At 45.2% G+C, this 14,289-nt stretch carries 7 protein-coding genes; 4 read left to right on the top strand and 3 right to left on the bottom strand.

Annotated features, from left to right (window positions below; translation table 11 throughout):
• Positions 1 to 182: 182 nt before the first annotated feature.
• Both V7Q33_RS10325 and V7Q33_RS10320 read right to left on the bottom strand, forming a co-directional pair.
• Positions 183 to 1,958 (bottom strand): glycoside hydrolase family 15 protein, encoded by a 1,776-nt coding sequence (locus V7Q33_RS10325; protein WP_331979988.1) that lies wholly within the window; start codon positions 1,956 to 1,958, stop codon positions 183 to 185.
• A gap of 147 nt (positions 1,959 to 2,105) precedes the next feature.
• Positions 2,106 to 4,319 carry a bifunctional alpha,alpha-trehalose-phosphate synthase (UDP-forming)/trehalose-phosphatase gene (locus V7Q33_RS10320; protein ID WP_333819783.1) on the bottom strand — a complete coding sequence of 738 codons (2,214 nt, stop codon included), beginning with the start codon at positions 4,317 to 4,319 and terminating at the stop codon, positions 2,106 to 2,108.
• A gap of 309 nt (positions 4,320 to 4,628) precedes the next feature.
• On the opposite strand from V7Q33_RS10320, the gene V7Q33_RS10315 reads away from it, so the two are divergent.
• Both V7Q33_RS10315 and V7Q33_RS10310 read left to right on the top strand, forming a co-directional pair.
• A complete protein-coding gene (locus tag V7Q33_RS10315) occupies positions 4,629 to 6,113 on the top strand; it encodes an ATP-binding protein (protein WP_333819782.1) in 1,485 nt (494 codons plus the stop codon).
• The gene (locus V7Q33_RS10310; RefSeq protein ID WP_331979982.1) at positions 6,110 to 6,529 is read left to right on the top strand and encodes a response regulator; all 420 of its coding nucleotides are present in this window, start codon (positions 6,110 to 6,112) and stop codon (positions 6,527 to 6,529) included. Before V7Q33_RS10315 ends, V7Q33_RS10310 begins: the two co-directional genes overlap by 4 nt.
• Before the next feature lie 9 nt (positions 6,530 to 6,538).
• On the opposite strand, the gene V7Q33_RS10305 is transcribed toward V7Q33_RS10310, so the two are convergent.
• Entirely contained in the window at positions 6,539 to 6,967 is a 429-nt protein-coding gene (locus tag V7Q33_RS10305; RefSeq protein WP_331979980.1) for an SRPBCC domain-containing protein, read from the bottom strand.
• Positions 6,968 to 7,341: 374 nt separating this feature from the next.
• Between V7Q33_RS10305 and V7Q33_RS10300 the strand changes: the two genes are divergently transcribed.
• Positions 7,342 to 11,496: a hybrid sensor histidine kinase/response regulator transcription factor gene (locus V7Q33_RS10300; RefSeq protein ID WP_333819781.1), complete on the top strand. Its 4,155-nt coding sequence runs from the start codon at positions 7,342 to 7,344 to the stop codon at positions 11,494 to 11,496.
• Between the two features lie 316 nt (positions 11,497 to 11,812).
• Positions 11,813 to 14,289 (top strand): SusC/RagA family TonB-linked outer membrane protein (locus V7Q33_RS10295; protein WP_333819780.1); only part of this gene is annotated, 2,477 nt, incomplete at its 3' end.

Genomic DNA, 14,289 nt, shown 5'->3' with positions numbered 1-14,289 from the left:
CAATTCAAATGTACGGATTTTCGGGATAGAAGGGTTTATATTTTAAAAGGATTGGTTTGTATTATTTTGGTTCTCACAGAATTTCACAGAAAGGATGCCGAAAAGATTCAACTTTATACTTTCATTAGCTTGTGAAATTGCTGCATTTATCTGTGAATTTCTGTGAGTTCTGTGGAAAATTTTTATTTAAACGAAGGCGAATCGAGTTTTTTGGAAATGCGAAACACTGAGTTGATCAATCCCACGTGGCTATACGTTTGCGGATAGTTACCCCACTGCGAGCCGTCCAGTCCTACATCTTCACTAAATATACCCAGGTGGTTGGCGAAGGTAAGTATAGTATCCAGCGTTTTAACGGCATCATCCACACGGCCTACACACGCCAGTGCGTCTACATACCAGAAGGCACACACCAGGAATGTTGCCTGAGGTTTGCCGAAATCATCCTGGTGCACATAGCGGTAGAAAAGTCCCTGATCTGTTTTGAGAAGATCTTCCAGTGCTTTTAAATGTTTGTGAGCACGTTCTGAGCGCGGATCGAGATAATTCATGGTGATGAGCTTCAGCGTGCTGGCATCGAGATGTTCCGCACCCATAGCCTGTGTATATACTTCCCGCTGTGGGTCATAACATTTTTCTAACAGGTCAGACGCCACCTTTTCCAATTTGCGCGCACGCTGCACCAGGTCGCTGTCGGTCATAGCATTTGCAATCTTGCAGGCAGCCTGGCAACCTGCCCAGTGAAACAGCAAGGTATAGGTGTGCAGCTGTTTTATATTCCGAAACTCCCACAAGCCTGCGTCCGGTTCCTCCATCGTTTTTTCAATCCAGTCGAGCAAACGACTTACCAGTGGTTTATAGGAACTTCGTTTGATATAGGTGAGCCGCCTGTCAGTAAATAAAGGTTGCAGCCCCACCAGCACCTGTCCGTATACATCGTTTTGAATCTGCAGGTATGCCTTGTTGCCAATACGCACGGGCTGGTTCTGCAGGTATCCTTCCAGCGGTATATGTTTTTCTTCCAGTTCTTTCTGGCCGGTGATGGAATATAGCGGCTGCATCCGGCCGGTATCGCGCATCAATACATTTTGTATATAGTTGAAATAACGTTCCAGCTCATCGAAGTGCCCCATTTCGTTGAATGCTTTCAGGGTATAGTATGAATCACGAAACCAGCAGTAACGATAGTCCCACGTGCGGGCGCTGCCGTTATGTTCCGGTAAGCTGGTTGTGCCGGAAGCAATAATGCCTCCTGTATCTTCGTATTGATGCAGCTTGAGCACAAGTGCGGAGCGAATGACCTGGTCCTGGTATATTTCCGGTATATAGGTGCTCTTCACCCAGGTTTGCCAGTGGCGCACTGTCTTGTTGATAAAATCCTCAACGGTAGCTTTGAGCGGTGCTTCCAATGGTTCGCCATAGGTAAATACCAGGTATTGCGTTTGGTCGAGTACGAACGGCTGCTCTTCCATAATATAGGAGAGTGGAAGTTCTGTAGTAAGCCGCGTCTGCATTTCGAAATTCATATAGCGCAGGTGATTGCTCGCCATGGCTACTTCCGGCACCAGCGTTCCGTAGTTCCCCATGGGCTTGCAGACTACTTTTACCACCGGACTCCCGTCAAGTGGTTCGATTTTGCGAACAATCATGAGCGGTTTGAAGAAACGTTCATACTGAAAGAAGCGCGGAGCACAGTCAATCACTCTGAATTTACCTTCCGTGCATTGAAACTCCGTACACAATACATTCGTGTTGTCGATATAGTATTGCCTACTGGTGTAGTCTCCCACGGGAGTTACGGAAAACTCGCCACCCTTTTTGGAATCAAGCAGCGAACCGAATAAAAATGAGCTGTCGAACCGTGGCAGACAAAGCCAGCGAATGTTAGCAGCCATGTCGATATAACCGAGATAAGAGCAATTTCCGATTATACCCATGTTATAGCGATGTACACTCATAGTTTGTAAATGGTTTCCCACATCCCGATAGCTATCGGGAACAGATATACACAGAAAGAATATAAAAAAGGTTCAGGCATTATGCAGTTATAGGCATAGTAAATTACCTGCATTTATCTGTGATTTCTATGATTCTGTGGGAGAAAATTAAGATGCAAGTTCATGAAGCAACCGAATAACATCGCGCTGTGAAGCGATCGAGTATTGTGCTACCGAGTGGCCCGGGCCAACCTTGATAGTGATGGCCCGGTCGGCCAGTATCCTGAACATATCTTCATCGGTTTTATCATCGCCGATGGCCAGCACAAAATCCGGATTACTCTCTTCCACCAGCTTGCGTGCGGCCACACCTTTATCGACACCGGCCAGACGTACTTCAATTACTTTGTTGCCATCGATCACCTGAAGCTGCCCGTTGCGCACCAAATGGAAAAGTGTATCCAGTAATTCACGTGAACGCGTGAAGCCTAATTCTGTTTCCACATTACGATAGTGCCAGGCGAGTGTATGAATTTTTTCTTCTACAAAGGAACCGGGGCAACGCTTGGTAAACATATCAAGTGTAGGGCGAATAACACTTTTCCAGCTTTGATCAATTTCTTTCTCCTGGCTCCACGTGTGATCGATGCGCTTGATAACCGCCCCATGCTCGGCCACTAAATTTACCGGTATATCTTTAAACCAGTTTTCGAGTACATGCGAGTCGCGACCGCTGATAATGGTGAGGTTGGTTTTAGGATCTGTACCTAATGTAGCCAGTAATTTAAGCAGGTCTTTATCAGGTACAGCTTCCCGCGGATGACGCGCATACGCTACCAGCGTGCCGTCATAGTCAAGCAGAAGGTTGCGTGTATGCGCTTCGTGAAATGACTGTATAATTTCCCTGCGGATAGAAGGCGTTACATACTTGCGCTGCTCCTGCTTCTGTTGTTGCTTGATTTCACTCAACTGGTATATAAAATCATTTACCCAACTGTTTACATCGTAGTCAATGAGACGCTTCTGCATAAGCTGCATTTTTCGGCGTTGTTCTTCCGGCGGCATCATAAGCGCCTGTTGTATAGCCTGCGACATTTCTATCGTGTCCAGCGGATTTACCAGCAAGGCTTCACCAAGTTCATTGGCAGCACCAGCCAGTTCACTTAAGATCAATACTCCCTGTTGCTCGGAACAACACGCCACATATTCTTTTGCTACCAGGTTCATACCATCGCGCAGTGGTGTAATAAGGGCAACGTCTGCTACGTGATACAGTGCGCACAGCTCTTCAAAACCGAGTTGATTATACCGGTATATTACGGGTTGCCACGATAACGTAGAGTATTTACCGTTGATACGACCGACATTTTCTTCAATCAGAATTCTACGTTCATTATATCGCGAGATGATTTGCCGCGAAGGTACTACCACCATGATGAAGACAACCTTCTCAATCCATTCCGGATGATCTTTCAGTAATTGCTCAAACCCCGACAGCCGGTGTGTTACGCCTTTGGTATAATCAAGCCGATCGACCGAGAATATAATTTTTTTGTCAGGAAAATTTTTGGTGATTGCTTCCATCTGCGCAAGCACTTCAGGTTGCTGCGATGCTGTATTGAATTTTTTGTAGTCGATACCCAGCGGAAACATATCAGCTTTCACTACGCGGTCTTCAAGACTGATGGTGCGATAGGAATGGTCGTATCCCAACACCATGCGCACACTCTTCAGAAAATGTTGTACATATTCATGTGTATGAAAACCAATGAGATCAGCTCCGAGCAAGCCGCGAATAATTTTTTCTTTCCACGGACGATGCAGAAGCCGGAATATTTCATACGAAGGAAAGGGTATATGTAAAAAGAATCCGATGGATACATCCGGCATCTTATCACGAATCAGTTGCGGCAGCAGAAATAATTGATAATCGTGTATCCAGATGGTATCTCCTGGTTTTACAGTTTTGAGTACTTCTTCCGCAAACTGATTATTTACTTCCTCATATTTCGCAAAAAACTCCTGATCATATACCACATATGAGGGAAAATAGTGGAATAATGGCCACAGTGTAGCGTTGCAAAAGCCGTTATAGTATTTATTATAGGTCTTGGGTTCAATGAAAACCGGTTCGACTGCAAACTCACCGGTAGAAGTAGATTGTTTTTTAAATTTCTTCCAGCGTTTTTCCGGGAAGTCTGCAGCGCCAAACCATTTGATCTGTTGAAAAGCACTTCGATTGGAAGCTGCATCAAAATAACTTTTCAGGGCAGTAACCAGACCACCATCACTTTGCTTTAGTAACACTTCATTGTCCTGTTCCTGCAATTGAAACGGTAAACGGTTCGATACGAGAATAAGGCTCCTGTCAGAGTTTTCCATTGGTAAAAAAGTATGTAAACGATCAAGGTATAGGTGCTCCGCTATAGCAGAGACGAACTATTTCATGATTATGAAAATCATGCCAGGCAGGAGGGATCAGACGATATCAGGAATTTAATATCATGATAAAGATACACTAATGCAAAGAGAATATAAACCGATAATGTAATATCGGCATACGGACGCATACATTTAAATTATAACTTGTCTGATACATTCATCCTGACTATACTTGACCTTTCTTTTGCAGCGCACCAGGTTCCAGATTGTACAACAGGCTGCAGTAATGTATCTACTAACCTCTGACAGATGAAAATATCGTATGCAATCTTGTTCGGGTTTCTTATGATTCTGTTGCTCTTTGCAGCGGCCACCTATGTTAACTTCAAACAATCGGAAAAAATTGACGAGAATTACGAGCTGCTTACGCGTTCTACCAATATAGTGAAGCAGAGCAACCGCTTTCAGCGAAATATACTGAACATGGTAAGCGGTCTTCGCGGCTATCTGCTTACCAACGAGCCATTCTTCATGCAGTCGTACGACTCTTCTATGCTGGAGAACGATGATATACTGGAAGAGCTTTCCATTCTTATCCGCGACAGCGTTGTACAGAGAGAGCGTTTGGAAGATATACTCGAATTGAATAATTATTGGGTGAATGAATTTGCGCGTCCCCTGATCGAGGCGCGCAAGCATGCATCAGCGTCAGACAGCAGCATGGCAGCATTCAATGCTTTATACCGTGCCAAGTTAGTGAATGGTATGGAGAAGGATGTGAACAAAAGTCTGCAACGAGAATTCCGTGAGTTTGCCAATCACGAGTATGCCGTGCGCGAAGGCATGAAACGTTCCATTTCGCAAATGGTGAGCAATACTAAAACCATCTCTTTCAGTCTTACTATATTTTCATTTATTGCCGGCATGGGTATAGCAATATTTATAGCGACTCATATTTCGTCTGGTATTGTAAAGATGGTGCGCATGGCGGATACCATTTCACAGGGAAATTATGAAGTATATATGCAGGCACAAGGCAAAGATGAACTTGGCAGCCTGGCCCGGTCACTCAACAACATGGCCCGCGTGTTGTCTGAAAGTATTTCATTGCTTCGGCGAAAGAACCAGGAGCTCGATCAGTTTGCTTACATTGTTTCGCACGATCTGAAGGCACCGCTGCGCGGCATCGATAATGTAGTAACCTGGATACAGGAAGATCATCTGCCTTTACTTCCTCCAAAGGTAGTTGAGTACCTCGATGTAATTAAAGGACGAGTACAGCGGGCTGAGAATTTGCTCAACGGTATTTTATCCTATTCGCGCGTGGGGCGTGAGTTACAACCCAAAGAAGAGGTGAACATCAACAATCTGCTGGAAGAAGTGCGCGAGTATCTTCCCAAGCGCCCGGGATTGAAACTATATATCGAGCCGGATTTACCGGTGCTCTTTACGGAGAAACTTCCTTTACAGCAAATATTCATGAACCTGCTGGTAAACGCTTTCAGGTACCATGATAAAGAACATGGTATGGTACGTGTGTATGGCAGGAAGACGGAACGCCATTATGAATTTTATATAGAAGACAACGGCCCCGGCATCTCCAGGGAGTATCACAAAAAGATATTTGTAATCTTCCAAACGCTGGAAGTGCGTGATATGCCCGAGGGCACCGGTGTAGGCCTCGCCATTGTAAAAAAGATACTGGACGATCGTAATCTATCTATCCGGGTGATTTCATCGCCAGGCAATGGCTCCACATTTATTTTTACATGGCCCTTAGAAACTGAATCATGAAACGAGTAGTCAATATTTTATTGGTTGAAGACGATACTCTGGATGTGATCGATGTACGCCGCACACTCGATAAACTTTCCATTGTATATACGTTGAAGGTAGCACGCAATGGCGAAGAGGCTATTCAGCTGCTGGAAGAAAGTAAAGGACCGGGCACTACACTTGCCGACTTTATTATACTTGATCTCAATATGCCGAAGATGAACGGCCTTGAGCTGTTGCAGGAGCTGCGTAACCACATGGTGTGGAAAGACATTCGCGTGTTTGTTCTTACCACATCCGAGGAGCGTGAAGATAAAGCGGCCGCTGCAGCCCTCGGTATATCGGGCTATATTGTAAAACCATTGAAGTTTAACAATCCAGGTTCTATTGATGCATTCAACCTGATGATCGACCTGATGAATATGCAAAACTGATTACTGTAATCAATTAAATTGATTGGGATAAGGGCGGCCTGTTCCCGTCTCGATGAACTTTTTCAGACTTCGCAGGTACAGTGCCCAGTTGAAGCTCCACTCGGCAAACTTGGGAGACGCGTCCTGCCAGTTGCTGTGAATAAATGTTACGATCGTGATGTTCGGGCTGGGTTCCAGTAGAAAATCGATTTGTGTATTGACCCACTCAAATTCACCTTGGGTGCATTGCCATTGCACCCACGTGCCCGATTGCAGCTTGGTAACCTTGAGGCTGACGGTTTCCGCACCAAAGGCCGGCTGAAATATACTGTTGAGTTGCGGATGGCCTTGTATGGTCGGGGTAAGCCACGATTTCATTGGCTGACAGGAAGTAAGAGCGTTATATACTTCTTCTCCGGTAGAATCCTGAATACCTAACAGGTGACGTATTTCTGGCATGATGAGAGGGATTAAAGGTGATGTATAGTTTGATCTGAAAATTAAATACAACAGTCGTAAAGAAAATCAAAAGGATAACCTGCGGGTGAAAGTATTAAAATTCCCGCTGCCGAACAATGCTTGTACCGGGCTTCACTGCAGGTATATACGGAGAAGTTGTAAATTCGTTTGACTTCTGTGTTTGCGTGTTTGCACCCTGCAGAAAGTGAAAGCAAAAGTGTCATGATCATCAATTATCCCCCACGTTTTATTCAAATGCCCCTGCTAAAACCTGTCTGTGTTCAAGGTTATTATGCTACTTTGTACACATTCATCCCCCTTGCAACGTTGTGTGAATGAACCGGGGTTGGATAACTACAACCGCTTACAGACCCATGACTGGAAAGAGAGTTTTCGGAGTGTTTACAGCAGCTATGCTGGTGATGGTGTCGGCCTTTGCGCAACAGCCCAAGAGCCGTATTAAACGTTATGGTATTAAAGATGGCCTTTCACAAGGCGTAGTCAACAGCATTTCGCAAGACGACCAGGGACTGATGTGGTTTGCGACCGAAGATGGCCTTAATCGTTTTGATGGCTATTCGTTCAAGATATTTAAAAACGATCCTGATAACACCCGTGGTCTGGCCGATAACTTCGTTCAGCATGTATATAAAGATTCGAAAGATGTGCTGTGGGTTTCATCCCGCAAGGGGCTGCAGCAGTTCGATCAGCGTAAAGAGCAGTTCACACTCTACAAGCACGATTATCCGGCAGAAGTTAATTATCCAACCAATGACGTGAGCTTCATGGCAGAAGGCAGTGCCCACAATTTATGGGTAGCCTGGTATGGCACTGGCTTCGCATCTTTTAATCGGGAAACAAAAAAATTTACACCCTACACCGATCGTATTCTGCCACAGCTTACCAGCACACAAACCCTTGCACTGCACGAAGATAAATTTGGTTTGCTTTGGGTGGGTACACAAAACGGTGGGCTCAATGTTTTTAAAGTGAGTAACGGTACCGTTGTAAAAAAACACGAAAGCTTGTCGGCCCCCACATCGCTGCCTTCGCGAAACATTCGCTGTTTTGCCGAAGATCATGACGGCAACATGTGGATTGGTACTGCCAGTGGCCTTGTTCTCTACAAACGACAAGAGAACAAGTTTTATACTTTCAACCTTCCGCACTTTGGTGTAGCGGGTAAAAGCATTTTTACTTTGCTTGCCGATAGCCGCGAGAACCTGTGGATCGGTGTGCAGGGCGGAGGATTATATACACTTGATCTCCGTCAGTTCAACAGCCGCCGGGTGGATGATATTATTTTTAATCATATTCAAAATCTGAATGATTATGATATTTCCAAGCGCACGGTGCAGGCCCTGTATGAAGATCGTGATAAAAACCTGTGGATTGGAACCTTTGGCGATGGTATATACATGATCAGTAGTATTGAAGAAAAATTCACCAGCATACAGATCAAGCAGTATACCAACGCAGCGCTCAGCTTCGTGCAGTATTATGGCATGTGTTATGATCAGAACGGCAATTTATGGCTGGGCACCGATGGCGATGGTATATATAAATCGAAAGTGAACGGCGATATCGTAAAACACTATACTGCCGATGGAAGGAAGGGAAGCATTGCCGATAACGCTATACTCAGTGCGCTGCGCGACCACAACAATACGCTGTGGTTCGGAACATACTCGCAGGGTATATTTCAGTACGATGCCGCACACGATGCCTTTTTGAACTACAGCTATAGCGGTACATTATCCGGAGGTAACGATGTGCGCGTAATCATGGAAGACTCGCAGCATAACATTTGGGTGGGAACCAACCGTGGCGGCTTGTGTTTGCTGGACAAGGCTACGCGCACATACAAGAATATACCCGGTGTAAAGGACGCCATGAGGGATGGCGATATTCGCTCTATTGCTGAAGATCGTTCGGGTGGATTGTGGATCGGTTGTTACGGCGATGGCCTTTATCGTTTTGATCCGCGCACCCGCAAGTCGAAACGATATTTCCATACATCGCAGCAGAACGATCAGTTGAAAAGTAATGTAGTGTTTTCGGTAAGCATTGATCGCAAAGGAAAGGTATGGATCGGCACCGGAGGCGGAGGACTCAGTGTATACAATCCGGCTACCAAGATCATAACACGCTTCAGCGAAAAGAGCGGCCTTGCAAATAACACGATCTACGCTATTCTCATTGATAATGCCGATAATTTATGGCTTAGCACAAACAAGGGTATATCGAAGTATGATGTGGCGAACAACCGGTTCTATAATTATGATGTGAATGATGGCTTGCAGGAAGGGCAGTTCAATCCGGGGTCAGCCCTTTATAATGATATAGCCGGGTATATGTGCTTCGGCGGAACCATGGCGCTGAATATATTCTATCCGGAACAGGTGGTGCAGAATTTGAAAAAGCCGGAAGTAATGCTCTCTGGTTTTCAGCTCTTCAATAAACCGGTGGAAGTGAACAGTAACGATGAGAATGATTTTTCACTCGACCAGGTGATCAGCCAGACGAAGAAAATTACACTGCGCCACGACCAGTCTGTGTTTACGTTTGATTTTGTTGCTATCAACTACAGTTATCCTGAAAAAAATAAATACGCCTATAAGCTCGAAGGTCTTGATCGTGACTGGAACTATGTAGGCAATCAGCGCTCAGCCACGTATCGCTATCTGCCGGCAGGCAGCTATACTTTTAAAGTGAAAGCTTCCAACCAGGATAACAACTGGAGTAATGATTATACCAGCATTGCTGTTACCGTGTTGCCCATCTTCTGGCGAACGCCGCTGGCATATTTACTTTATGTTTTGATCGTGGGCGGACTTTGTTTTGCAGCTGTATCGGTAAGAAGCAAACAAGCCGCTTTGCGCAAGCGACTCAAAATTGAGAAGGCACAGCGCAAGCGCGAGCGGCAGATGGTGCAGGAAAAGCTGAGCTTTTTTACCGAGATTTCGCACGAGTTTCGCACACCGCTTACGTTGATGATCGGCCCGCTGGAAGAAATGGTAACGCGCGAAGGCAGCTATACCCCAACAGGCCGTAAGTTGAAGATGGTATATCGCAACGCTCACAAGCTCCTGAATCTTATCAACAAGCTGCTGGATTACCGCAAGATCGAGAGCGGAAACATTGTGTTAAAGGTTAAGGAAGATGACATCGTAGCGTTTGTAGAAGAAATATATATCACGTTTAAAGAACTGGCCCATCGCAAGAATATAAATTTTAATTTTCATGCCAGCGAGCCATCGCTCATGGTTTGGTTCGATAAAGAGAAGCTGGAAATGGTGGTAAATAATATACTTTCCAATTCCTTTAAATATATAGGCAAGGGTAACGAGATCAGCATCTCTATTCAAAAGCAGGTATCCGAAAAGTGGCCGCAGGGCAAGGTCTCCATTAAAATCAAAGACAACGGTATCGGTATACCCAAGAAACAACTCGGCAATATATTCGACTGGTTCTATAAGGGCGACAACACGGCCCCTATGAGCTCCGGCATAGGGCTGGCGCTGGCCAAGAAACTGGTGCACCTGCATAAGGGCGAAATATATGTGGAGAGTACCGAAGGCAGCGGTTCTACTTTCAGCATCAAGATTCCGTTGGGCAAAGATCACTTCAAGCCCAGCGAAATTATTATTGACAATAGCGAAGACCGTTTCATATTGGGCGAAAACGGTCATGCTCCTCAATTACCCGAGCTGCTGCATGAAGATATTGAAGAGGAAGCATCAGGTAAGAAAGGCATGCGCAGTTTGTTGTTGGTGGAAGATGATGAAGATATACGCCTGTTTCTGCGCGAGTACTTTGAGAAGAGCTATAAGATACTGGAAGCTGGCAATGGCCGTGAGGGATTGGCCCTGGCGATGGATCATCACCCTGACCTGATCATCAGCGACATTATGATGCCGGAGATGAATGGTATAGATTTTTGCAAAGAACTGAAGAGTAACATTCGCACCAGTCATATACCCGTTATTCTGCTCACCGCCAAAACATCGCTTACTCACCACAAGGAAGGTATCGAGATTGGAGCAGATACCTACATCACCAAACCGTTTAGCCCGGAGATGCTGGCACTTACCATGAACAACCTGCTGCAGTCGCGCGAGAACCTCAAACGCTTTTACCGCAACTTGTTCACATCCGTGCCGGCTGGTGCAAGCGTTCCGGAGCCGCATTCGCCTGATGAGAAATTTTTGCATTCCATCCACGATATACTCAAAGCCAACCTCGATCACCCCGACTTCAATGTGAACGAGCTTTGCGAAGCGCTCAACATGAGCCGCTCCTTATTATATAAGAAAGTGAAAATGCTCACCGGCCTGTCGCCCGTAGAATATTTGCGATCGCTTCGCATGCAGGAAGCCGCCCAGTTGCTCAAGTCGCAGAAGTACAAAGTTTTTGAAGTGGTGTACATGGTCGGTTTTTCAGACCTGAAGTACTTTCGCCAGTGTTTTGTGAAGGAATTTGGATTCCCGCCTTCCGAATTCATTAAGAACGGCGATTCGAAAGAATAGACATTTGTCCCCCTTCGTTGTGGACAACCGGAAAGGGGACATATTTCTTTTGCCGTATCCTCAAAATCTCCTTAGAAAACGATTGTTTAGACAAAAAAGCCATCCCTCCCTCACGAATTACAAATTTACCCCTCTTTTTAGGAAACGATTCCGGTGAATTTTATGCAAAGGTTTGCACCTAAACCGCAACTGTAACCTAAATAAACCATTCGTCCTGACCATGAAACTCCCATTCTTCAATTCCGGGTAGCGCCAGACTCGTCCACATCGCTCGAATCTGAGCAGCATTTCTGTACTCAACAAATTCCGCAACCTTATGATAAAAAAACATCTACGTAAAAAAATTATCACCTCCGTCATGATGTTCATGACCATCCTGACACCGCTCTTCGGTGCGGCTCCCGACATTACTGTAACCGGTAAAATCACGTCAAAGGATGACGGCTCATCACTGCCAGGAGTAAATGTGATTGTGAAAGGAACTTCCATTGGAACAACGTCTGACGCAGAAGGACGCTATTCCCTCAACGTGCCCGACCAGAATGCGGTGCTCGTTTTCTCTTTTATAGGCTACCAGACTCAGGAAGTTTCTGTTGGCGGACAAACCAGCATTGACGTTGTGCTTGTCTCCGATGTAGAAACCCTTTCGGAAGTTGTGGTGGTAGGATACGGTGAACAAAAACGCGAAACCGTAACCGGATCAATTTCCCAGATAAAGGGCGAAGACATGGTGAAGAGCCCGCAGCCCAACGTATCCAACTCGCTGGCAGGTCGCTTCTCAGGTATTATTGCCAGTAACCGCGGTGGTGAGCCGGGTAATGATGGTAGTAGTTATAATATTCGTGGTCTTGCCACTACCGGAAACAACGATGTGCTGGTGGTGATCGATGGTATACCCGGTGCACTCGGTGGTTTGGAACGCTTGAACCCCAACGATATCGAAAGTATATCGATACTCAAAGATGCATCCGCAGCGGTGTACGGAAACCGTGCAGCGAATGGAGTTATACTGGTAACCACCAAACGCGGTAAGACAGGCAAACCGGTTATTTCTTATAGTTACAACCAGGGTTTTTCATCGCCTACGCGTTTGCCACACATGGCCGATGCAGCAACCTATGCTACCATACAGAACGAGATTGACTACTACAATAATAAATCGGGTGGTATGAATCAGCACTATAGTGACGCTGAAATACAAAAATTCAGAGATGGCTCTGATCCGCTCAATTACCCGAACACGAACTGGGCAAAAGAAGCGCTGAAGAATGTATCGCTGCAAAACCAGCATAATCTTTCTATCAACGGAGGCACGTCCGATGTTCGTTACTATGTGTCACTCGGAAAAACATTCCAGGATGGTTTGTACAAGCACGGTGCCACCAAGTATAACCAGTACAACTTCCGTTCGAACATTGATGCTAACGTAACGAAAGATTTTAAAGTATCGCTTTCATTGGCAGGTCGCGAAGAAGATCGCCAGTATCCTATATCTTCTGCGAACGATATTTTCCGTTCTATATACCGTGCATATCCTACCGTGGCAGCACGCTATCCAAACGGTTTGCCTTCTTATGGAGTGGAGGGTAATAACCCGATCATTATGTCTACCACCACCGGCGGCACGAACGTAAATCCGATTTATGTGTTCAATAGTGTACTGCGTGGAAGCTATAATATACCACAGGTAAAAGGTTTGTCGGTAGATGGATTTATGGCAGTGGATAAAACCTGGAACTTTGATAAAGCTTTCAGCAAACCTTATACAGTATACTCTTACAACAGCACGAGCAATGTATATTCACCAACGGTTACCGGTGGTTCATCCGGAGCAGCAAAGCTTACTGAATCGCAGGAGAATACCAGCCTTGTAACACGCAACATCAAGCTTAACTTTGAGAGACAATTAGGAGATCACTTTATCAGTGCTTTTGTTTCGTATGAGCGAAGCAAAAATCATCGCGAAACGTTTGGTGCATCACGCATCAACTACCCGACAACGCTTACACCGGAGCTTTCGCAAGGAGGATCGGCCGCTACAGACCGCGACAACTATGGAAGCAGCTATAATTTTACCCGCAGAAGTTATATAGGAAAGATCTCCTATAATTACAAAGAGAAGTATCTGCTCGAAGTGCAAACCCGTATCGATGGTTCTTCTATATTTCCGAAAGGAAAACAATATGGAACGTTCTCAGCAGTATCTGCAGGGTGGAGAATTTCAGAAGAGAACTGGTTTGCCGATAACATATCGTTTATTAACGATTTGAAGTTACGTGCATCGTATGGCGAGCTTGGAAACGACAATGTGGCCATGTTCCAGTATATTAACAACAACACGTTTAATAATACCTACGTTATTGGTGGCGACAAGTATCCCGGCCTGGACTTGACGAAGCTTGCCAACCCGAATATTACATGGGAAACTTCCAAGAAAACAGATATAGGGTTGAATGCGGTGTTTCTTAAAAACTTTACATTCGAATTTATATACTTCCAGCAGAAAAGATCTAATATTCTGGCCACACGTAATGCTTCCATTCCTGGAGTATCCGGTATTGTAAACCCTTATGGCTCAGATCCACTGGTTCCCAACGAAAATATTGGTAAAGTAAATAGTGAAGGTTTCGAAACAACGATAGGTTATAAGCACCAGGGAGAATTCTGGTATGGTGCATCGGCGAATATGACACTTGCCAAAAGCAAAATAGTATTTATAGATGAAGCCCCTTCTGTATTGAGCTATCAGCGCCAGACAGGCCGTCCACTGAATACGTATTTACTGTATAATGC

Origin of the sequence: Ohtaekwangia sp. (assembly GCF_036786105.1) — a bacterium.
Classification (GTDB): domain Bacteria; phylum Bacteroidota; class Bacteroidia; order Cytophagales; family Cyclobacteriaceae; genus Ohtaekwangia.
This window is presented reverse-complemented; position numbering and strand designations above follow the sequence as displayed.